Source organism: Azoarcus indigens, from assembly GCF_004361735.1.
GTDB lineage: Bacteria > Pseudomonadota > Gammaproteobacteria > Burkholderiales > Rhodocyclaceae > Azoarcus > Azoarcus indigens.
Genome location: NZ_SNVV01000037.1, coordinates 1 through 21738, shown reverse-complemented (window position 1 = coordinate 21738; position 21738 = coordinate 1). Strand labels below are relative to the sequence as shown.

The window sequence follows — 21738 nt, the reverse complement described above, 5'->3', positions numbered from 1 at the left end:
GCTCAGGCCTCCACCAGATTGCGTTGGCGGCGCGCTTCCAGCACCCGGCCGATGGCGCGCACCAGGCCGACGTAGCCGGTGCAGCGGCACAGGTTGCCGGACAGCTCCAGGCGGATGCGCGCTTCGTCGGCCTGCGGCAGGCGGGTGACGATGTCGCGCGCGGTGGCGAGCATGCCGGGGGTGCAGTAGCCGCACTGCAGCGCGTGCTCGGCGGTGAAGGCGGCGCGCAGTTCGGCCATGGTTTCGTCCTCGTCGAAGCTCTCGATGGTGCGCACCTCGGCGCCCTGGCAGCTCACCGCCCAGGTGATGCAGGAGCGGGTGGGCACGCCGTCCACCAGCACGGTGCAGGCGCCGCACACACCCTGCTCGCAGCCGATGTTGGTGCCGGTGAGCAGCTGCTGCTCGCGCAGGAAGTCGGCGAGATGGGTGCGCGGCTCCACCACGGCGCTGACCTCGCGGCCATTCACCGTCAGCGCCAGCGGACTGGTCGGCTTGTCGTTCATGCGTTCCCCTTGAGCTGGGCGGCCGCGCGCTGCAGCGCGGCGCGGTGGATATGGTGCTCGTAGCTGCCGGGCGGCAGGCCGGCGGCGGCCAGTTCGGCATCGGCGGCGGCCGGGTCGCCGGCCTGCAGCGCGGCGAGCAGGCCGCGGGCGTCGGCGATGACCCGCGGCGGGCCGTCCAGCGCGCCGATGAGGCCGCGGCACAGGTCCAGCGCCGGATCGACGACGAAGGCGGCGATGGCCTCGGCGAACTCGCCGGTCTTGCGGTTGAACTTGTAGTAGCTCCAGCGCGCGGCGGCGCTCCACTGCGCAAGGCGCACGCCGAGCACGATCTCGTCTTCCGCCAGCGCCGGGGTGAAGGCGCCCTGCAGCCAGTCGGCGGCGGCCACCGTGCGGCGGCCGGCCGGGCCCTGCACCAGGATGTCGGCGCCGGCCACCGCCATCGCATTCACCCAGTCGGCGGCCGGATCGGCATGGGCCAGGCTGCCGCCGACGGTGCCGCGGTTGCGCACCGCACGGTAGGCGATGCCGGCCGCTACCCTGGGCAGGAAGCCGCGGCTGGGGTCGTCGAAGCGGCCGTCCTCGATGTCGGCATGGGTGGTACAGGCGCCGATCAGCACCGTTTCCACGCCGCCGGCAGTGTCGCGGCGGCAGCCGCGCAGTTCGGCGATGGCGCGCAGGTCCACCAGGGAATCCGGCTGCGCCAGGCGCAGGTTCATCATCGGCCCCAGCGACTGGCCGCCGCCCAGGGCCTTGGCCATGCCGGCGCCGGCGGCGAGCAGCGCCACCGCTTCGTCGCCGCTGGCGGGCCGGGCGTAGTCGAACGCAGCGGCCTTCATGCGTTTCTCCCTTGGGTGGCGGATGCGGCGGACGCCGCGGCCAGGGCCTCGACGATGGCGCGCGGGGTGATGGGCAGCTGGTTGATCTCCACGCCCAGCGGGCGCAGGGCGTCGTTCACCGCGTTGGCGATGGCGGCCGGCGAGCCGATGGCGCCGCTCTCGCCTATGCCCTTCTGGCCGAACTCGGTGTAGGGGGCGGGCGTTTCCATGTGCTCGATCCGGATGGCCGGCACCTCGGTGGCGCCAGGCAGGATGTAGTCGGCCAGCGTGGAGGCCAGCGGCTGGCCGTCTTCGCTGTAGCGCATTTCCTCGTACAGCGCGGTGCCTATGCCCTGGGCGGCGCCGCCATAGACCTGGCCATCCACCACCAGCGGGTTGATGAGCACGCCGCCGTCCTCGACGACGACGTAGTCCAGCAGTTCGACCTTGCCCAGCGCGGTATCCACCGCCACCACCACCGCGTGGCAGGCGTAGCTGAAGGTGCCGCTGTCGCGCCGCGCCTGGTAGGTGGTGCTCACCTCCAGGCCGCGCGGGTCCACATCGGCGGGCAGCAGCTGCGGCTGCAGGTACCACGTGCGGGCGATGTCGGCGATGCGCTTCCAGCCGTGGGGGCCAACCACCGCGCCGGCCTGCCAGGTGACCATGGCCGGTTCGTCCTTGAGCAGGTGGGCGCCGATCTTGATCAAGCGCGCCTTCAGCTCCTTGCATGCGACGCCGACCGCGCTGCCGGCCATGACGATGGAGCGCGAGCCCCAGGTGCCGGTGGAGTACGGGGTGATGCCGGTATCGCCCAGCAGCACCCGCACCTTGTCGATGGCGATGCCCAGTACCTCGTGGGCGATCTGCGCCAGCGTGGTTTCCATGCCCTGGCCGTGGGAATGCACGCCGGCGCGGATTTCCAGCACGCCGTCCGGCGTCAGCCGCAGGGTGACCGGCTCGCGGCCCGGCACCATGGGGATGCCCCAGCCGTGATAGACCGAGGTGCCGTGGGCGCCCTGCTCGCAGAAGATGGCGAGGCCGACGCCGATGCGGCGGCCGTCCGCCTCGCCGCGGCGCTGGCGTTCACGCACCGCCGGCAGGGCGATGGCCTCCACCGCGCGGCGCAGGCATTCCGGGTAGTCGCCGCTGTCGAAGTGTTTCCTGGTGATGTTGTCGTAGGGCATTTCCTGCGGCAGCACCAGGTTGCGCATGCGCACTTCCCAGGGCTCCAGCCCGGCCTGCACCGCGATGGCGTCCATCACCGTTTCGATGGCGTAGCACACGCCGGTACGGGCGACGCCGCGATACGGCAGGATGGGCGGCTTGTTGGTGGCCACCGACCAGGTGCGGCAGCGGTACTTCTCCATCTTGTACGGGCCGGGCAGGATGCTGCCGACCTGCGCCGCCTCCAGGCAGGCGGAGAAGGGGTAAGAGGAATAGGCGCCGGAATCCACCGTGGCTTCGCAATCCACCGCCAGCAGGCGGCCGTCGCCGTCGGCGTAGGCGGTGATGTCGTAGTCGTGCTCGCGGCAGTTGGCGTTGGCGGTGAGCTGCTCGCGGCGGTCTTCCAGCCAGCGCACCGGGCGGCCGAGCTTGATCGCCAGCCAGGCGACGCAGACCTCTTCCGGCAGCAGGATGCCCTTGTAGCCGAAACCGCCGCCCACGTCCGGCGCCACCACCCGCACCTGGCCTTCGTCCAGGCCCAGGCAGCCGGCGATGCCGGTGCGGTTGATGTGCGGCATCTGCGCCGAGGTGTAGACGATGAGCTGGCCGAGGCGGTGATCCCAGTGCGCGACCACGCCGCGGCCTTCCATCGGCGCCATGCTCTGGCGCGCGGTGCGCAGCTTGCGGCTGACCTTGATGGCGGCCTTGCTGCGGATGTCGTCCAGGTCGGCATCGATGAAGGTTTCGAGGAAGACGTTGTCGCCCCATTCCTCATGCACCAGCGCCGAACCGGCGCGGCGCGCCGCCAGCATGTCCACCACCGCCGGCAGCTCGTCGAAATCGACGAACACCTGGGCGGCGATGTCTTCCGCCGCGGCGCGGTTGTCGGCCACGCACATGGCGATCATCTCGCCCACCTGGCGCACCTTGTCGCCGGCCAGCACCGGCTGCGCCGAGCACTTGAAGCCGGCCAGGCCGGAGTTGGCGACGATGGGCTGCACGCCCTCCAGGTCGGCCAGGGTATAGACCGCGCCTTCGCAGCCTTCCGGCTTTTCGATGGCGCGGATGCGGCCGTGGGCCACCGGGCTGCGCACGAAGGCCACGTCCACCATGCCGACCATGCGGATGTTGCCGACGTAGCCGCCGCGGCCGCGCATGAAGCGGTCGTCCTCCTTGCGCGGCAGCGCGACGCCGATGCCCTGGGCGCGGGTCTCGGCCAGCGGGGCGTTCACCACCGGCCTCCTGCGGCCGGCCCGGCATAGCAGGCGCGGTCGCTCATGCCGCCACTCCTTCGACGGCCTCCGCCACCGGCAGGATGGGCGCATCTGCCTCGAAGCGCTTGCCGGCGCGCAGGCAGAAGGCGGGCTGCAGCCAGCGATCCGTCTCCACGCGGTTGCCTTCGTTGTCGCGCAGCACCCACTGGCCGGCGAGGTCGTCCAGCACCGAGACGTCCGCCACCCGGCCGACGGCCAGCGTGCCCAGCTCATGCTCCATGCCGCACATCTTCGCGGCGTTGCAGGTGGCCATCGCCACCACATGGTTCAGCGGCAAGCCGAGGGCGAGCATGCTGGTCATGGCCGACACCAGGCTGAAGCGGGTGCGGCCGGTGAAGAGGTGCTCCTCCTCGTCCGGATGGCTGTCCGGCGTGCCGGCCGGCGCCGGCACCGAGGTGTTGTAGCCGTGCATGTCGGCACCCAGGGTGTCGGGGATGACGCCGGCGTCCAGCACCAGGCGGGCGACGCGGAAGCTGAAGTGGGAGCCGTGGCCGACGTCCACCTTCAGCCCGCGCGCCAGCGCTTCCTTCACCAGCGGATGCAGCTTGCCGTTCACCTCGACGAAGCCGCCGGGGTTGCGGCTGAAGGGGTGGGCGAGGATGTCGCCCGGCTTCAGCATCTCCACCACCTGGTTGAAGATGGTGTCCGGGTCCACCGGCATGCCGCCATCGCCCGGCTTGGGCCACAGCTGGCCGAAGTGGATGTAGAGCGGCAGGCCGGCCTCGGCGGCGATGCGGGCGGAGTCGCGCATCACCTCGGTGCCCCAGCGGGCGAAGCCGCCGATCTCGGCGTGGGCCTTGAAGCCCTTCACCAGGTCCGGGTTGGCCTTGGCCGACTTCACCGTCGCCGCCACGTCCAGACAGCCCGGCTGGTACAACTCCGGGTAGTAGTGCCCCTCCAGGCCACCGACCAGGTAGGCGGAGAGGAAGGCCAGCATGCGGGTGTCGGAACGCTCGACCAGGAAGTGGCGATAGCCGGCCAGGGTGATGCAGCTGGGGCCGCCCTGGTCGATCAGGGTGGTGACACCGGAGCGCACGCCACAGAGATCCGGATTTAGGCCGAAGCGGCCGGTGACGTACTGGTAGTTGTGGCCGTGGGTGTCGATCAGGCCGGGCAGCACCAGCTTGCCGCGGCAGTCGGTGACCTGGGCGCCGGCGGTCTGGCTGGCAGGGAGGTCGGTGCCGACGGCGGCGATCAGGCCGTTGTCGATCAGCACGTCGAACTGGCCATCTCGGCCGGCGGCGGGGTCGATTACACGGCCCCCTTTGAGCAGGATCTTCATCGTTTCAGCGTCTTCGCGGTTGGCCTCGGATAGGTGGCATACCGCAAATATCGTGCGCGCTCGTTCCCGCTGGCCGATGTATTTTCAGGCGACCTTAAGATTCATTGACTTGGATCAATATTGAACGGCAAAAACTTAGGTGGCACACCCCATTAAACATGCACCGGGATGGCACATCCGGGGCCTCTCCGCGCACCGTGCCGGTGCCAGAAAGGAATGCCCGACGGTTTAGGTGGCATACCTCTTTAACCGGCAAGCGGACGGAATCGCCGCTGTGGGATAATCCGCGCCATCGGCGACGCCGCCGCCCCCCCAGCCGCCCAATACGGGCCGCGGCACCTGCGTCGCCCCCACCCTCGCCCACATCATGGAAAACAACAACGATCCGGTCTCGCTCGCCCGCGCCACCCTGGCCACGGCCCAGCACAAATCCCTGCTCTTCACCCGCCCCGGCTTCCTGATCCGGCGCCTGCACCAGATCCACTCGGCACTGTTCCTGGAGGAGACGCGGGAGTTCGGCGTCACCCCGGTGCAGTACAGCCTGCTCACCGCGCTGTCGCAGCACGGCGAGATGGAACAGGGCACGCTGGCACTCGAGATCGGCCTGGAGCGCACCAGCGTGGCCGAGGTCATCCCCCGGCTGCAAGAGCGCGGCCTGATCGAGCGCCGCCAGGCGCCGCAGGACAAGCGGGTGAAACGGGTGCGGCTGACGCGCAAGGGCCGCAACCTGGTGAACAAGATGGCACCGGCGGTGCAGCGCGCCCATGACCGCAGCCTGGACCCGCTGCCGCCGGAAGAGCGCGACCTCTTCATGCTCAAGCTCATCCAGCTGGTGGAAGCCAGCCACGCCCCCAGCGCCGTGCCGCTGCGGCTGCGTGCCCGCAAGGGCGGCGAGGAGAAGTGAGGCGGCAGCGCAGACAGCGCTGAGCAGTCTGGCTACGCCGCCAGCGGCCGGTCTGGCGTCGCCATCTCCTTCGCCAACGCCAGCCAGGCCCGCGCGGCGCGTGAAAGATAGGCGCCGCGGCGCCAGATGAAGGCCACGTCCCAGGTCATCTGCGGTTCGCGCAGGGTCAGGCGCACCAAGCCCGGGCGCTCCAGGCCGCGGGCGACGATGCGCGGCAGCAGCACCACGCCCTGGCCGGCGACGACCAGGGTGGCGAGGAAGTCCGCCTGGCCGCTGCGGCCGCCTTCCTGCGGGGTGAAGCCGGCCTGGCGGCAGGCGTGCTGCAGGCGGTCGTTGAGGGTGAAGCTCTGCTCGTAGAGGAGGAAGGGCGTGTCGGCCAACTCCACCAGGGCGACGCTGCCGGCGCCGGCGCGCGGATGGCCGGCGGGCATCAGCACGTCCAGCGGCTCGTTGCAGAAGGGCAGGTAGTCCAGCTCGGGGTTGGAGGGCGTCAGCGCCGCGCCCAGTTCCAGCGCGCCAATGTGCAGGGCCTGTTCGATGGACTTGCTGCCGCCTTCTTCCAGATGCACCCGCACGCCGGGGTAGCGCGCCAGGAACTCGATGATGAGGGCGGTGAACACCGCGTCCGCGCCGAACAGCGGCAGGCCCAGGCGCAGCTCGCCGGTGACGAGCCGATCCAGATCGTCCAGCTCCGCCAGCAGCTCGCGCCCCAACTGCTGCATGGCCTCCCCCCGCCGCAGCACCACTTCGCCGGCATCGGTCAGCCGCAGCCGGCCGGCGCCGCGCTCCAGCAGCGAGCGGCCCAGCCTTTCCTCCAGTTGGGCGATCTGCTTGCTCAGCGCCGACTGGGTGAGGTGCAGCGCCTCGGCGGCGCGGGTGAAGCTGCCCTGCCGCACCAGCTCGACGAAGCCGGCCAACTGGCGCAATTCGGGGACTCGGGCATCCATGCGCTCATTCCTTTCTGGAATCACGGGTATGAAAACAATTCTCTTGGGGAATCATACCCGCAGGCCTATGCTTGGATTCATCTACATTGCACTGCAACAATCCGTCCATGCATCGCGCCCTGCCCTCCCTGTTCCGCACCCTGCTCCAGGTCGGCGTGCTCATCCTGTTCTGGTGGGCGGGCGGCCGCGTGGCCGCGCTGCTGGGGCTGCCGGTGCCGGGCGGGGTGATCGGGCTGGGCATGCTGCTGGCGCTGTTCGCCGCCGGCGTACTGCGCCCTTCCTGGCTCAAGGCCGGCGCCGGCCTGCTGCTGGCGGAAATGCTGCTGTTCTTCATTCCGGCGGCGATGTCGCTGCTGGACTACGGCCCGCTGCTGCGCCACGAGGGCTGGCGCATCCTGCTGGTGATCATGTTCAGCACGCTGATGGTGATGGCCGCCACCGCGCTGGCGGTGGAATGGATGGGCCGCCGCCAGGCCGCCGCCGCGGACGCCGAACCGCCGCGCGCCGCCTCCTGAGCAGCGGCCGCCATGAACGCCCACCTCAGCCCCAGCCTCGCCGCCCTGTTCTGGCTGGCGGTGACGCTGCTCGGCTACGTCGTTACCCGCGCGCTGCACCGGCGCTACCGCCGCTTCTGGCTGTCACCCATCCTGCTGGTGCCGGTGCTGCTGTTCCTGCTCGCCATTCCCAGCGACACCAGCTACGCCGAATACGCCCGCGACACCGCCTGGCTGATCGGCCTGCTCGGCCCGGCGACGGTGGCCTTCGCGGTGCCCATCTGGGAGCAGCGCGCGCTGCTGGCCCGCCACTGGCCGGCCCTGGGCGCCGGCATGGTGGCCGGTACCGCGATGGCGCTGGCCAGTTCCTGGCTGCTGGCGCGCTCGCTGGCGCTGGATGGCGAGGTGGCGCGCTCGCTGCTGCCACGCTCCATCACCACGCCCTTCGCGATGGAGATGTCGCGCGACCTCGGCGGCGTGCCGGAGCTGACGGCCGCCTTCGTCATGATCACCGGCATCTTCGGCATGTTCGGCGGCACGCTGGTGCTGCGCCTGCTGCCGCTGAAGACGGAACTGGCGCGCGGCGCGCTGTTCGGCGTCGGCGCCCACGGCGCCGGCACCGCCAAGGCCTACGAGCTGGGCAGCCGCGAGGGCTCGGTGGCCGGCCTGCTGATGGTGCTGACCGGCCTGTTCAACCTGCTGGTGTCGCCGCTGGTCGCCCACCTGCTGTAAGCGGCGGGCGCCGGCGCAAACTCACAGCCCGCGCGCCCAGGCCGGCCGCAGCGGCGCCTGCTCCGGCGCGGCGATGGCCGCCCGCACCTGGGCGAGCAGCCGCTCCTTGTCCGCGCCCAGCGTGCCCTTGAGCACCAGCCAGTTGGAGGCGTGGTCCGAGCGGAACACGGTGTGGCGCAACTCCAGCTGCGACAGCAAGCGCTCCATCTCCAAGAACAGGCCCTGCTGCGACAACGGCTGCCAGTCCGGGAAGCCCGCCTTCAAGCGCGCATCGCCGCGCGGAAAGCTCACCACCAGCGTCGCGAGGTACTCCGGCTGGGTGGCGTTGATGAGCCGCGCCGAGTTGTCCGCATGCTGGCCGCTTAGCGCCTCGCCGCCCAGGCCGTTGAGCAGCATCACCGAGCGGGTGATGCCGGCCTCGCCCAGCTTCTCCAGCGCCTCGCGGGTGGAGTCGTGGGTCTCGCCCTTGTTCACCCGCGCCAGCACCTCGTCGTCGCCGGATTCCGCGCCCAGGTAGGCGAACTGCAGCCCGGCCTCGCGCAGCGCCACCAGCTCGGCCACCGTCTTGCGCTTGAGGTTGCGCGCCAGGCAGTAGCTGGAGATGCGGCGCACCGAGGGCATGTGGCTGCGTATCGCCTCCAGGATGGCGAGCAGCCGGCGGGTGGGCAGCACCAGCGCGTCGCCGTCGGCGAGGAAGACGCGCCGCAGCTGGTCGCCGAAGACCTCGCCGCTGCGGCGGATGCTGTCCATCACCTCGTCCTCGTCGCGGGCGCGGAAACGCTTCTGCGGCGCGGTGTACATCTCGCAGAAGGTGCACTTGTTCCAGGAACAGCCGTCGGTCACCGGCAGGATCAGCGATTCCGCCTCGCTGGGCGGGCGATACACCGGTTCGACGTAGCGGATGGGGAAGGCGGTGTTCATGGCAGGCAGCAAAACGGGCGAGAAAGAGCGCGATTCTATTCAACCCGCGGCCGGACGGCAGACACTCTGCGCCGCGCGGGAGAAAGACGGAAGGAGGCCGCCGGAGGCGTCGCCGGATCGCATCCGCCGTGCCGGCCCGCCGCCGCGAACGTGCGCTTCACCACGCCGGCGTCCCGGCGGCGGCTCGCCAGCCAGACGCATGGGCTACCATAGGAAGCCGCCCTCCCCTCCCCTGCGCCCATGGTGTCCCCGCTACTCACGCTGCAGCCCCACCCGACCACCGCCGCCGGCCCGGTGCGGCAACTCACCGCCGCCGTCGACGTCACCGCGGATGGCGGGCTGCGCCTGGTCTACCGCCTGCAGGCGGATTTCGATGCCTTGCGCCTGCCGCCCGCCACCTTGCCGGCCGCCGCCGACGGGCTGTGGCAGCACACCTGCTTCGAAGCCTTCGTCGCCCGTGCTGGTGAGGCCGCCTACCTGGAGTTCAACTTCGCGCCCTCAGGCCAGTGGGCCGCCTACCGCTTCTGCGCCAGCCGCGAGCGCGACCCGGACGCCCCGCCGCCACATCCGCCACGGCTGCAGAAGGTCCGCCGCGAGAGCGGCACGCTGATCGCCGAGATCCTGCTCGACCCCGCCGCGCTGCCCCCGCGCGCACCGGAAGCCCAGCTGCAGCTCGGCCTCAGCGCCGTCATCGAAAGTGCCGGCGGCAAGCTCGCCTACTGGGCGCTGCACCACCCCCGCCCCAAACCCGATTTCCACGACCGCCGCGCCTTCACCGCCACCCTGGCCTGGGCGCCGCTACCCACCCATCCCTGAATACGATGACCGCAATCCGCTTCGGCCTCGACCGCCTGTTGCAGGACGCCGGGCTGCGCCGCCCGCTGGCCGGCCGCCGCCTCGCCCTGCTCGCCCACCCCGCCTCGCTCACCCGCGGCCTGGACCACGCCCTGGACGCGCTGGCCGGGCTGCCCGACCTCCAGCTCAGCGCCGCCTTCGGCCCGCAGCACGGCCTGCGCGGCGACAAGCAGGACAACATGGTCGAGTCCGCCGACTACCTCGACCCGCTGCACCGCATCCCGGTGTTCAGCCTCTACGGCGAGGTGCGCCGCCCCACCGCGGCGATGATGGACAGCTTCGACGTGCTGCTGGTGGACCTGCAGGACCTCGGCTGCCGCATCTACACCTTCATCACCACCCTGCGCTACGTGCTGGAAGCCGCCGCCGCCCACCGCAAGGCGGTGTGGGTGCTGGACCGCCCCAACCCCGCCGGCCGGCCGGTGGAAGGCACGCTGCTGCGGCCGGGCTGGGAGAGCTTCGTCGGCGCCGGCCCGCTGCCGATGCGCCACGGCCTCACCATGGGCGAGCTGGCGCGCTGGTTCGTCGCCACGCTGAAGCTGGACGTGGAGCTGGAAGTGATCGCCATGCAGGGCTGGCAGCCGGACGCCGCCCCCGGCTATGGCTGGCCGCTGGGCGAGCGCAGCTGGATCAACCCCAGCCCGAACGCGCCCAACCTGTCGATGGCGCGCGCCTACGCCGGTACGGTGATGCTGGAAGGCACCACCCTGTCCGAAGGCCGCGGCACCACCCGGCCGCTGGAGCTGTTCGGCGCGCCGGACATCGACGCCCGCCGCCTGATCGCCGACATGCGCACCCTCGCGCCCCAGTGGCTGGCCGGCTGCGTGCTGCGCGAGTGCTGGTTCGAGCCCACCTTCCACAAGCACGCCGGCAAGCTGTGCAACGGCGTGCAGATCCATGTGGAAGACCCGACCCACTACGACCACGCCGGCTTCCGCCCCTGGCGCCTGCAGGCCCTGGCCTTCAAGGCGCTGCGCCTGCAGCAGCCGGACTACCCGCTGTGGCGCGACTTCGCCTACGAGTACGAGCACGACCGCCTCGCCATCGACCTCATCAACGGCAGCGAAGTGCTGCGGCAGTGGGTGGACGACCCAACCGCGCCGCCGACCGCGCTGGACGAGATCGCGCTGGCGGACGAGGCCGCCTGGGAAGCCGAGCGCGCGGCCAGCCTGTTGTACTGAGGAGCGGGCGCTGCCAGCCTGCCGCCCCGGCGCAGATAGGCGCCTCCGCCCGCCCTGTCGTCCCCGCTGTCGTCCTTCTGTCGTGGTGCCCCGCCCGCCCCTGGCTCACGCTGGAAGCGTCTATCGACAGCGGAGCCTCTAACATGAACGACATGAAACTCGACACCCGGAAACTGCGGCAGCTGCGGGAGGCGCGCGCCTGGTCGCAGGAGCGCCTCGCCGAAGCCGCCGGCCTCAGCAGCCGCACCGTGCAGCGGGTGGAGGCGGACGGCCGCGCCGCCGCCGAAACCACGCTCGCCCTGGCGGCGGCGCTGGACGTTCCGGTCGACATCCTGGCCGCGGCGGACGCGGCCACGCCTGCCGCAACGAGCGCAGACATCCCTCAGCCAGTTGCCCCGGCGGACATTCCGCGAGCCGCCGCCCTGCAGCGCCGGCCGTCACGACACCTGCTCATCTATCTGCTGGTCAGCGCCGCCCTGCTCTACCGCGATCTGCACCCAGACGGCCAACTGGACTGGGCGGCGTGGCCCATCGCCGGCTGGGGGCTGGCGCTGCTACTGCGGGCCCGGCGCCGGCACGCCCGCCCCCCCGGCCGACGGCCGCTCGCAAGCGGGCTGAACCCGGACGGCGGGTAGGTGGTGCGAGCGGCGCGCCCCACCCGCCCTCTCCAACTCCATCAAAAGCAAGCAACCCGCTACCCAGCGTGAGTTATTGCCGCGACGACCAGCGGCGGCGAATGCAGACTTTGTCGCAAAACCGATACAGTTCGGGCCCGCCGCATGGACGACAGCCGCTACGAATACCTGGTGCGCCGCTTCGAGCTGGACGCCCACCACAACCCGGCCACCTTCCGCAGCAAGGTGCTGCTCGTCAGCAGCCTTGCCTACGTGGCGCTGGCCCTGGTGCTGCTGCTCGTCATCGCCCTGGGCGTCGCCGCCTTCCACTGGCTGCGCGACAGCCGCAACGTCTGGGTGATGGTCCATCTCGGCCTGTTCGCCCTCTTCCTCACCGGCCTGCTCTACACCGTGCTGCGCGCCTTCCTGACGCGCCTCAGCCCACCCGAAGGCCGCGAGATCACCCGCGCCGATGCGCCCAAGCTGTTCGAGTTGATAGAGCGCATCCAGCGCAAGCAGAAGGGCCCCCCGCTGCACCGGGTGGTGGTGGACCGCTCCTTCAATGCCGCCATCGCCCAGGTGCCGCGCTTCGGCCTGTTCGGCGGCCACCGCAACCACCTCATCCTCGGCCTGCCCTACCTCTACGCCATGGCGCCACGTGAGATGGCGGCCACGCTGGCGCACGAGTACGGCCACCTGTCCGGTGCCCACGGCAAGCTGGGCGCCTGGGTGTACCGCCAGCGCCTCACCTTCGGCGCCCTGATGGACAAGGTTTCCAGCAGCGAGGGCAACTGGCTGGACAGCCTGCTGCACACCGGCCTGCGCCGCTTCGCCCCCTATTTCAACGCCTACACCTTCGTGCTTTCGCGCCAGGACGAATACCAGGCGGACGCCGCCGCCGGCCGCACCGTGGGCCACGCTGCTGCCGGCACCGGCCTGTGCCGCGGCGAACTGCTGGCGGACTGGATAGACGAAGCCTTCTGGCCGCGCCTCTACGCCCAGGCTGCGCATCATCCCAAGCCGCTGTTCCCGCCCTATTCCTCGATGCGCACCGCCTTCTCCGCCAGCCACTTGGACTGGTGCAACCAGGAACGGCTGAATGCCGCGCTGCTGCGCAAATCCAGCCTCAACGACACTCACCCCTGCCTGCGCGACCGCCTGGAGGCGCTGGAAGTGCCGGCCGCACTGCCAGCGCCGGTGGAGAAGTCCGCCGCAGAGGCCCTGCTCGGCAGCTTCGCCCACGCTCTGGCGAAGGAATTCGACCAGGCCTGGTGGGAAGAAGAGAAGAGCGCCTGGCTGACCCATCACCGCGAGCAGCGCGACAGCCGCCAGCGCATCGCCGAGTTGTCGCCGCGGCCGCTGGAGAGCCTCAGCCCCTTCGAACTGCAGGAATACGGCGGCGCGCTGGTCAACTGCGACCGTGCCGCCGAAGCGCTGCCGGTGTTCAAGCACCTGCTGCAACGGCCGGACGGCCCCTTTCCGCGGGCGCGCATGCACTACGGCCGCCTGCTGATGGAAGCGGGCGATGGCCGCGGGCTGGACGAACTGGCGCAGGCTGCCATCGAAGACCGCAGCCTGGCCGAGCGCTGCCTGCAGTGCGGCTATGTGTTCCTGTGCCGCGAGGAGGGCGAGGAGGAAGCCGGGCGCTGGGCGGAAGCACTCACCGCCCGCCTCGGCTGAATCGGCTCCGGCCTCAGCCGGGCTGCTGGCCGCCGGCCTCCTGGGCGGCGATGTCAGCGCGGATTTCGTCCATGTTCAGACCGCGCACGCCGCTCACCACCTGCTCCAGCGCACTCGCCGGCAGCGCGCCGGATTCGCGGAATACCATGATGTTGTCGCGGATGGCCGCCAGCGTGGGCACCGAACGGATCTGGAAGGTGGCCGCCAGCGCCTGCTGGGCATCGGTGTCTATCTTGCCGAAGACGATGTCCGGGTGAGTCTCGGAAGCGGCCTCGAAAATAGGGCCGAAACTGCGGCAGGGACCGCACCAGGTGGCCCAGAAGTCCAGGAAGACGATGGGATTGTTTTCTACGACCTCATTGAAATTTTCTTCGGTGATTTCGATACTGGGCATGACGGAACTCCGGTGGGGTGGGGTGTTTTCATCCTAATCCAGCCCATGTCGGGCGTCATCGTTTTCCTGGCGCGGCCGTTGCCGGTATGAAATACCCTATGGTCCCTCGGACGGCCCCAACCAGGCGACAGCCCGGCCTCCCACCTCCCCTCCCCACCGTCCCCAAGGAATGACGCGCATCCGCAAGCACTTCGACTGGCTGTCCCGGATCAACCGCAACAGCAGCAGCAACGCGGCGGCGGCGCTGGCCGCGCTCGGGCTCGCCTGTGCGGTCTACTGGGTGCTGCTACTGGAGACGCACCGCAACTGGGTGGAAGATACCGAGCATCAGGTGGAGCTCCGCGCACAGCAGATGGCCAGCGCGCTGGCGCTGCAGGTCTCCACCCTGATGGCCGGACTGGACGTCGTCAGCCGCAACCTCGCCGCCGAATACCTGCGCGGCGACACCGATGCCTTCCTGCACTCCACCCGGGTGGCGATAGAGACCTTTCCCGAAGGCAGCATCGCCCAGGTCTCGGTGGTGAACGCCCACGGAGACATCCTCTATTCCCGCCACGGCCTCCCCCGTGGCATGCCCCGGCCCACCACCGCCGACCTCGAACTGTTCCAGCACCTGCGCGACAGCGAGAACGACGGCCGGCTACACATCAGCCGGCCCTTCGTGAGCCGCGTCACCGGCAAATGGGTGGTGCAGTTCGGCCGCGCGCTGCACAACGAGCGGGGCTTCGCTGGCGTGCTGGTGCTGTCCATCTCCCCCGACTACCTGGCCGATGCCTTCCGCCGCGCCGTCACCGGTGCCGACGACATCGCCACCCTGCTGCGCGACGATGGCACCTACCTCGCCCGCACCCGCCTGCAGGACGAAGTGCTGGGCGGCGCCCTGCCGCCGGCGCTGAGCAGCCGGCTGGCGCGGGCCGGCGAGAGCGGCAACATCCGCCTGCAGCCCCGCCGGGATGGGCAAGACCGCTACTACGCCTGGCACCGCACCAGCGACTACCCGCTGGTGGTGGCGGTCGGCATCGCCCGCGGCCCCGCCATGGCGAAGATGCATGACACCGTGGCCGACAGCCTGCTGCGCAACATCGTCGGCACCGGCGTGCTGCTGCTGGCCGCCTTCGCCATCGCCCTGCTCTACCTGCGCGGCAGCAGCCAGAACGCGCTGCTGGCGGAGAGCGAGGAGCGCCTGCAGTTCGCCCTGGACGGCGGCGACCTCGGCCTGTGGGACTGGCGGCTGGACATCGACCGCCTCTCCTACAACACCCGCTGGGCGGCAATGCTGGGCTATCCGCCGGGCGAGCTGGGCACCACCCACGAGGACTTCATGGCACTGATCCACCCGGAAGACAGGGCGCGGGTGAAGCACAAGCTGAACGCCCACCTGTATGGCGAAAGCGCCTACTTCGAATCCGAACACCGCATGCGCACCCGCGACGGCCGCTACCGCTGGATACTCGCCCGCGGCCGCATCACCAGCCGGGACGCGGAGAAGCGGCCGCTGCGCATGGTCGGCACCCACATGGACATCACCGCGCACAAGCAGGCCGAAGCCGAGCGCGGGGCACTGGAAGCGCAACTGCACAAGCTGGTGGCCCAGGTGCCGGGCATGGTCTATCAATACCGCCTGCGGCCTGACGGCGGCAGCGCCTTCCCCTATCTCAGCCCCGCCCTGCAGGACATCTACCAGATGCCGCCCGCCGAAGTGGCTGAGGACGCCACCCGGCTGCTGGAGCGGACGCATCCGGACGATCGCCCCAGGGTGCAGGCCTCCATCCAGCGCTCGGCCGACCAGCTCAGCACCTGGGTGGAGGAGTACCGCATCCTGCGCGACGACGGCGACGTGCGCTGGCTGCGCGGCCATGCCAAGCCCGAGCGGGAGGAAGACGGCAGCGTGCTGTGGCACGGCTACATCCACGACGTCACCGAGGAGCGCGCCCGCGCCCAGGCCCTGCGCGACAGCGAAGAACGCCTGCGCCTCACGGTGGCCGCGGTGCGCGACGGCCTGTGGGACTGGGACCTCGCCGCCGGCAGCATCCACTGGGACAGCCGCTGCTTCGAGATGCTGGGCTACCGCGACCAGGCCTTCGCGGTGAACGAGGCGGTGTGGCAACGCCTCGCCCATCCAGACGACTACCCGCGGGTCGACACCCTGATGGCCGAACAGATAGCCAAGGGCGAGGGCTTCGACGCCGAGCTGCGGCTGCGCACCGCGACCGGCGGCTGGCTGTGGGTGGTATGCCGCGGCCGGGTCGTGGCCTGGGAGAACGGCCGGCCGCAGCGGGTGATGGGCACCCACACCGACATCAGCGCCCGGGTGGCGGACGTCAACCTGCGCCGCGCCCTGCTGGACAACAGCGCCGCCGCCATCTTCCTGGTCTCGCCGCAACGCATCATCCTGCAGGCCAATGCCCGCGCCATCGAAATCTTCTCCCCCAACCGGGAAGACATGGCCGGCAGCCGCTTCTCCGCCGCCCACGGCGGCGAAGGCCCGTTCGAACGCTTCGGCGCCGAGTACGAGAAGCTGCGCAGCCGCGGCAGCATCCGGCTGGAGTACCCGCTGCACGACAAGGACGGTCAGGCCCGCTGGTTCGACATCTCCGGCACCCTGCTGGACCCGACGCAGCCGGAAGGCGACGTCATCTGGACGCTGATAGACATCACCGAACGCCGCCGCATCGAGGCCGAGCTGGCCGGCGCTCGGGCCCGCCAGCAGGCGGTGATAGAACACTTCCCCGGCGGCCTGCTCGCCGAGGACGAAGCGCGCAACGTGCAGTTGGCCAACCGCGCCCTCTGCGAGCTGCTGGCCCTGCCCGCGCCGGACAGCCTCGGCGGCCGGCCGCTCGCGGAGCTCAGCGGCCGGCTGCCGCCGGAGGTGGCCGCCGTGCTCGGGCCGGACAGCGGCCCGGTGCATCGTGAAGCCACGCTGGACGATGGTCGCACGCTGGAGATAGAGCGCATTCCCATCCTGCAGCAAGGCCAGCCCTTCGGCCTGCTGTGGCTGATGCGCGACATCAGCGAGCGCAAGCGGCGCGAAACCGACCTGCAGACGCTGGCCTCCACCGATGCCCTCACCGGCCTGCCCAACCGCCGCGCCTTCCTCGCCCAGCTGGAGCAGACACTGGTCCGCCGCGCCCCCCACTCCATCCCCGACCCCGGCAAGGCGGGCTGCCTGCTGATGCTGGACGTGGACCACTTCAAGCGGGTGAACGACAGCCACGGCCACGCGGTGGGCGACCAGGTGCTGATCCATGTCGCCAACACCTTGCGCGGCGTGCTGCGCCGGGAAGACCTGCCCGGCCGCCTGGGCGGCGAGGAGTTCGCGGTGCTGCTGCCCGGCACCAGCGCGGAGGGCGGCTACCGCCTGGCCGAACGGCTGCGCGAGGCGCTGGCCTCGCGGCCCGCCCCGACCACCGCCGGCCCGCTGTGGATCACCGCCAGCATAGGCCTGTGCCTCTTGGCGGACGGCAGCGTCACCGACCTGCTGGAGCGCGCCGACCAGGCGCTGTACGAAGCCAAGCGTGGCGGCCGCAACCGGGTGGTGGCCTGGCGGCCCCCTGCGGACACGGCGGTCGCATCAGAACAGCGGCCATCATAGAATCGGCGCGGTCAGCCCCTACGCTCACCCCTTCTAGGAGCCTCCGATGTTCATCGCCATGAATCGCTTCAAGATCGCCCGCGGCCACGAGGAAACCTTCATCTCCCACTGGCGCCAGCGCGAGAGCTATCTCGACGAGGTGCCGGGCTTCGTCCGCTTCAACCTGATGCGCGGCCCGGAAACCGAGGAATACACCCTGTTCGCCTCCCACACCGAGTGGGCCTCGGAGGCCGCCTTCTCCGACTGGACCCGCTCGGAGGCTTTCATGAAAGCCCATGCCAACGCCGGCAAGAGCCCGCGCGAAATCTACGTCGGCCCGCCGCAGCTGGAGTTGTTCGAAGCGGTGCTGTGAGGGCCCTGGTTCGCGGCTGAGGCGGCGTCCCTCTCACGCCCGCGAGCAGGCGCATGAAAAAGCCGGCGACGCGCCCTGCGTCCGCCGGCTTTTTCACGCCCAGGCGCAGCCGGTGGCGCCTTCGCCTCACTCCGCCCGGCGGTCCAGCAGCCCCGCCATCGACGACAGGTTGAGGTCGCCCACCAGCACGCCGCTCAGCGCACCCGCCTCGTCGGTGATGGGCACCGCGATGGTCAGGCAGAAGTCCTCGGAGGCGGTGGAGAGATAGATGGACGACACGAAGGGCCGGCCGGTGTCGCACACCGCCTTGTAGTAGGGCTGCTGGGCGCGGCTGGCACCGGCGCCGCCGGCGCGGATGCGGCCGTACATATTGGGGTTGATCCAGTTCGGGTAGCGCTGCACGCCGTGGGCATCCAGCTCGAACAACATCTCGAAGAAGGGATAGGCCTTGAAGGCGGCGTCCATCGCATGCGGGTCGCGGCTGCGCGGCATGCCCAGCAGATGCTGCAGCGTCGCCAGCGCGTTCTCCTCCCAGTCGTCCAGGCCGCGGATGGAGGCGTGGCTGTGCACCGTCGGCGGGCTGCCCTCCACCACCACCACGCTGCCCCATTCCGCCTTGCCCAGCTTCTTCAGGTAGGCGGCGCGCTCGGCAGCGGCGACGCTGTCGCGCAGCGCGCCGGTGGAACCATTCACGCAGGCCACCGAGATGCTGGCGATGGGGTGGTGGGCGTCGTCCTCGGTGGCGAAGTAGCCGCGGTCCAGGTCGGCAGCGTCGTACAGGTGGGAGGCCAGGGCATGGAACTGGGCGGTGACGCGCTGCAGTTGCTCCAGCAGGTTGGGCTCCTCGCCGTCGAGGATGAGGACGAAGTCGTCGCCGCCGATGTGGCCGAGCAGGCGGTCCGGCCGGCCGATGAAGACATGGCGCAGGATCTCCGCCAGCGTGCGGATCATGGCGTCGCCGCGGATGAAGCCGTAGCGGTCGTTGAAGGCCTTGAAGTGGTCGAGGTCGATATAGACCAGGCCCAGCGCGCCGCGCCGCTCGCCCAGGCGGGCTTCGATGGCCTGGCGCAGGGCCGGCCCCGTGGGCAACTGCGACAGCGGATGCAGGTTGGCGCCGTACTCCTGCCGGGTGAGGATGTGGGCCACCAGCGTCATCGGCTCGATGATGCCGAGGTAGTGGCCGTCCGGGCCTATCACCGTCCACGGTTCACTGTCGCCGCGATCCACGTAGAGCGAGCGCGCCAGCCCGGCCAGCGTGGTGTTGTGCGGCAGCGTGCGGCGCAGGGGCTGGCAGGCGGCCGCCAGGCTGCGGGTGCCGCTGGTCATCGCCCGGCCGCGCTGCACGATGGCCACCGGGTTGGCGTCGTCCACCACCACCGCCCAGGGCAGGTGGGGAATCTGGCGGAACTGCTCGCGCACCACCTCTATCGGCGTGTTGAGCTCGAAGGTGATGCCGGGATCGACCACGTCGGTGAGGCGGAAGCGATCCTGCGGCTGGGTGCGCCAGGCGTCGTCGGTTTCCGGCAGCGACAGCCGGCCCAGGCGCGGCATCGGCTCCGGCATGGCGAACAGGAAGCCCTGCGCATAGCGGATGCCCAGGCCTTGGCAGAAGGCGAGATCCTCCGGCCGCTCCAGGCCCTCGGCGATCACGGTGACCCCCAGGCGCTCGGCCATGGAAACGATGGCCTCCAGCAGCACCGAGCGCACCCGGCTGCCCTGCGCCTCGTGCACCAGGCTGCGGTCTATCTTGATGAACTCCGCCCGCACCATCGCCAGCGTGGCGAGGCCGTTGAAGCCGGCGCCCATGTCATCCAGCGCGATGCGCAGGCCCTGGGCGCGCAGCGCGTCGCAGCGCTCGGCCAGTTGCACCGCGTCTATGCGCTCGCTCTCCACCACCTCGATCACCAGGTCGCGGCGGTCCACGCCCAACTCGCGCATCCAGTTCAGCAGCTGCGGCAGCCAGTCCTCGTACAGCAGGGTGGAAGGCATCACGTTGAGGAAGAGCGGCATGCCGGCGGGAATGCGCTCGGCCTTCAGCGCCAGCGCCTTGTACTGGGCGGCGAGGTCGAGGTCGTCCTGCCGTCCGAGCTTGGCCGCCAGGCTGAAGGCGTCACTGCCACTGAGGGTCTCGCCGCCGGGCGGCGACAGCCGGCACAGCGCCTCATGGGCATAGACCTGGCCCTGGCCGCCGATCTCGATGATGGGCTGGAAATGGATCTCCACCCGGCGGTCCAGCGGCTCCAGCGCCCAGGGGAAACGCTGGCGCGTGAGCAGGGTGCCGAAGGGCATGGCGGCGTCCAGCAGGTCCACCGAGCTGCTCGCCCGGCCATCGCCCAGGGGTACCGCCAGCGTCTCGGCCAGCGTCTTGCTGTCGGTCACCCGCTCCAGCTCGGCCAGCAGCATCGCCAGCCCCTGGTGCTCGACGCCGTCGAAACGCCACAGCTTGTTGCCGAGACGAACCGCCCCCAGCCGCTCCCAGGCAGTGGGGGGGTAATGGCCTTCGTACTTGAGCAGAAGTTCCATGGCTTTCGGTCGCCGCGTCATATCGTTGGAGTTTGTCCGGGCGAAGCAAGGAACACGCCCAGCAATAACCCGCAGGAAGCAGCAAATCCGAAAGCAAACGCCGGCGCGGCCTGGCCGACGATGTGCATGAGCCGGACAGCCGCGCACCAATCAGGTGCTCCCCGAAGGCCTAGTCCGAAAGCGATAAATCGCCGCGCGCAGGGCCAGTGGGAACACTGCGCGCGATCATGCGAAGGAAAAGGAGGCACGTCGCGGAACTGGAGCACGGAGCGCTGCATCGCGGGCGCTCGCCGGCGGCCGCAGGCCCACCCCAGTGCCTCGGAAAAGGACTAGGCGGGTTTCACTTCGATGAACCACTTGGGCTGCATCTCGGCAAAGTCGCGGCGGATGTTGGCGGGCAGATAAGCCGCGGAATCCAGTACCAGCGGCTCGCCCTCCCGCCGGGTGAACACCACCCAGTGCCAGAAATCCCGCCCGCCTTCGCGGTAGTGCTTGATCGAGAGCAGCGCCAGGTCCGGCAGGCCGTCCCAGGATTCGAACGGCGTCTCGCCGGCCGCCACCTCCACGCCCGCCGCCGCCAGCATGCGCCTCACATAGCCAGTGTCCGACCACAGCCTGCGGTCTCCCGCATGGATGCCCATCCCGTTGGCCATCGCCTTCGCCTCCGCGTAGGACTTGCCGAGAATGTTGGCCACCGCCGCGATTCCACAACCCGCTTCCTCTTCCTGCACCACCGCGTTCAACACCCGCTTCTCCTCCAGATTCGCCAAGGGCCCCCAGCCCGCCTGCTGCCCCGGCGTGCGGCAGAAAAACCAGTCGTCATCCCAGCCCTCCGGCCCCTGGTAGCGCTCGCCGATGAGCAGAGGCGCCCCTTTGGCGAAGGTGATGGGTTGGGGAACTCGCTGCGGTGAGCGCGGACGACGAGATAGTCCGTCCTGAACAATTCCATTCTCAGCCGCAGGCGGGTCGGTGGTCAGCAAGGGCAGCGAGCGGCGCGGCGATGAGCACCTGCATCGACAGCCCAAAGCGGACGCAATAAAGCCGCAGCGCCGCCAGGGTCAGACGCAGGTTGTGCCCCGCGCCGCACATCACCGCGTGCAGGGCATCGCCCAGCGCGCCCTTGAGCGGATTGCGGCCCAGTCGTCCGTCCATCTTCATGCCCGATGGCAGGCTCGATGGCGCTGCGCCCGCTTGATCATGGCCTTCAGCTTCCTGGTGATGCCGCGCCGCGGCCCCGAGCGCAGGATGCGCACGCCTTCGATCTCTACGCCCGGTAGCCCTTGTCCCCGATGGCCGTGGCGGGTGGTTTGTCCGTGCCGGTGAGGATGCCCACCTGCTCCAGCGTCTCGGCCAGCGTGTGGCCGTCCTAGGGAACCGCTGATTTATTCGTCCGCCACCAGCCCGGCTGGCGGAGTACCTTTGAGATAATGGCGGCTGCTGGGCCACGACGAGACCTCAACCGATGCAATCGAGCTTTTCCGACCTGGAGTACGCCGCCAAGAAGAAGCAGA

18 protein-coding genes and 1 pseudogene are annotated in these 21738 nt (G+C 70.2%); 9 read left to right on the top strand and 10 right to left on the bottom strand.

Annotated elements, in window-relative coordinates; translation table 11 throughout:
* Positions 1–2: 2 nt before the first annotated feature.
* The 4 genes from C7389_RS23710 to C7389_RS23695 are packed head-to-tail and all read right to left on the bottom strand — an operon-like array spanning position 3 to position 5038.
* On the bottom strand, positions 3–503 hold the full coding sequence (locus C7389_RS23710) for a (2Fe-2S)-binding protein (RefSeq protein ID WP_133595142.1): 501 nt from the start codon (positions 501–503) through the stop codon (positions 3–5).
* On the bottom strand, positions 500–1339 hold the full coding sequence (locus tag C7389_RS23705) for an FAD binding domain-containing protein (RefSeq protein WP_133595141.1): 840 nt from the start codon (positions 1337–1339) through the stop codon (positions 500–502). Before C7389_RS23705 ends, C7389_RS23710 begins: the two co-directional genes overlap by 4 nt.
* Positions 1336–3714 carry a xanthine dehydrogenase family protein molybdopterin-binding subunit gene (locus C7389_RS23700; protein WP_211168396.1) on the bottom strand — a complete coding sequence of 793 codons (2379 nt, stop codon included), beginning with the start codon at positions 3712–3714 and terminating at the stop codon, positions 1336–1338. Before C7389_RS23700 ends, C7389_RS23705 begins: the two co-directional genes overlap by 4 nt.
* A 43-nt stretch (positions 3715–3757) precedes the next feature.
* Positions 3758–5038, bottom strand: coding sequence for an amidohydrolase/deacetylase family metallohydrolase (locus tag C7389_RS23695; RefSeq protein ID WP_133595139.1), 1281 nt, complete (start codon positions 5036–5038; stop codon positions 3758–3760).
* Positions 5039–5405: 367 nt separating this feature from the next.
* Between C7389_RS23695 and C7389_RS23690 the strand changes: the two genes are divergently transcribed.
* Entirely contained in the window at positions 5406–5942 is a 537-nt protein-coding gene (locus C7389_RS23690; protein ID WP_133595138.1) for a MarR family winged helix-turn-helix transcriptional regulator, read from the top strand.
* A 32-nt stretch (positions 5943–5974) separates the two neighbouring features.
* Here C7389_RS23690 and C7389_RS23685 read toward each other — a convergent pair whose 3' ends face one another.
* Complete coding sequence (locus C7389_RS23685) at positions 5975–6889, bottom strand: LysR family transcriptional regulator (protein ID WP_133595137.1); 915 nt, start codon at positions 6887–6889, stop codon at positions 5975–5977.
* 107 nt (positions 6890–6996) lie between these two features.
* Between C7389_RS23685 and C7389_RS23680 the strand changes: the two genes are divergently transcribed.
* Both C7389_RS23680 and C7389_RS23675 read left to right on the top strand, forming a co-directional pair.
* A complete protein-coding gene (locus C7389_RS23680; RefSeq protein ID WP_133595136.1) occupies positions 6997–7404 on the top strand; it encodes a CidA/LrgA family protein in 408 nt (135 codons plus the stop codon).
* 12 nt (positions 7405–7416) lie between these two features.
* Positions 7417–8115, top strand: a complete 699-nt coding sequence (locus tag C7389_RS23675; protein WP_133595135.1) for an LrgB family protein — start codon at positions 7417–7419, stop codon at positions 8113–8115.
* A 21-nt stretch (positions 8116–8136) separates the two neighbouring features.
* Here the strand turns inward: C7389_RS23675 and C7389_RS23670 are convergent, their stop codons facing one another.
* Positions 8137–9036, bottom strand: a complete 900-nt coding sequence (locus C7389_RS23670) for a radical SAM protein (protein ID WP_133595134.1) — start codon at positions 9034–9036, stop codon at positions 8137–8139.
* A 240-nt stretch (positions 9037–9276) separates the two neighbouring features.
* Here C7389_RS23670 and C7389_RS23665 point away from each other — a divergent pair, with 240 nt between their 5' ends.
* From C7389_RS23665 to C7389_RS23650, 4 genes are all read left to right on the top strand, one after another.
* The gene (locus tag C7389_RS23665) at positions 9277–9852 is read left to right on the top strand and encodes a DOMON-like domain-containing protein (RefSeq protein ID WP_133595133.1); all 576 of its coding nucleotides are present in this window, start codon (positions 9277–9279) and stop codon (positions 9850–9852) included.
* 5 nt (positions 9853–9857) lie between these two features.
* The gene (locus C7389_RS23660; RefSeq protein WP_133595132.1) at positions 9858–11072 is read left to right on the top strand and encodes an exo-beta-N-acetylmuramidase NamZ family protein; all 1215 of its coding nucleotides are present in this window, start codon (positions 9858–9860) and stop codon (positions 11070–11072) included.
* Positions 11073–11215: 143 nt separating this feature from the next.
* The gene (locus tag C7389_RS23655; RefSeq protein WP_133595131.1) at positions 11216–11707 is read left to right on the top strand and encodes a helix-turn-helix domain-containing protein; all 492 of its coding nucleotides are present in this window, start codon (positions 11216–11218) and stop codon (positions 11705–11707) included.
* Positions 11708–11851: 144 nt separating this feature from the next.
* The gene (locus C7389_RS23650; protein WP_133595130.1) at positions 11852–13366 is read left to right on the top strand and encodes a M48 family metallopeptidase; all 1515 of its coding nucleotides are present in this window, start codon (positions 11852–11854) and stop codon (positions 13364–13366) included.
* Between the two features lie 13 nt (positions 13367–13379).
* Here C7389_RS23650 and C7389_RS23645 read toward each other — a convergent pair whose 3' ends face one another.
* A complete protein-coding gene (locus tag C7389_RS23645) occupies positions 13380–13760 on the bottom strand; it encodes a thioredoxin family protein (RefSeq protein WP_133595129.1) in 381 nt (126 codons plus the stop codon).
* A gap of 169 nt (positions 13761–13929) precedes the next feature.
* Here C7389_RS23645 and C7389_RS23640 point away from each other — a divergent pair, with 169 nt between their 5' ends.
* Positions 13930–17352 (top strand): PAS domain-containing protein, encoded by a 3423-nt coding sequence (locus C7389_RS23640; RefSeq protein WP_133595128.1) that lies wholly within the window; start codon positions 13930–13932, stop codon positions 17350–17352.
* A 46-nt stretch (positions 17353–17398) separates the two neighbouring features.
* A complete protein-coding gene (gene hmuQ, locus C7389_RS23635; protein WP_133595127.1) occupies positions 17399–17704 on the top strand; it encodes a heme-degrading protein HmuQ in 306 nt (101 codons plus the stop codon).
* 126 nt (positions 17705–17830) lie between these two features.
* Here hmuQ and C7389_RS23630 read toward each other — a convergent pair whose 3' ends face one another.
* From C7389_RS23630 to C7389_RS23620, 3 genes and pseudogenes are all read right to left on the bottom strand, one after another.
* The gene (locus tag C7389_RS23630) at positions 17831–20227 is read right to left on the bottom strand and encodes an EAL domain-containing protein (protein ID WP_133595126.1); all 2397 of its coding nucleotides are present in this window, start codon (positions 20225–20227) and stop codon (positions 17831–17833) included.
* Between the two features lie 329 nt (positions 20228–20556).
* On the bottom strand, positions 20557–21207 hold the full coding sequence (locus tag C7389_RS25230; RefSeq protein ID WP_211168397.1) for a hypothetical protein: 651 nt from the start codon (positions 21205–21207) through the stop codon (positions 20557–20559).
* Positions 21179–21593 (bottom strand): annotated as a pseudogene (locus C7389_RS23620) (IS5/IS1182 family transposase); the annotation flags it as partial. The gene C7389_RS25230 and the pseudogene C7389_RS23620, both read right to left, overlap by 29 nt.
* Between the last annotated feature and the right edge of the window lie 145 nt (positions 21594–21738).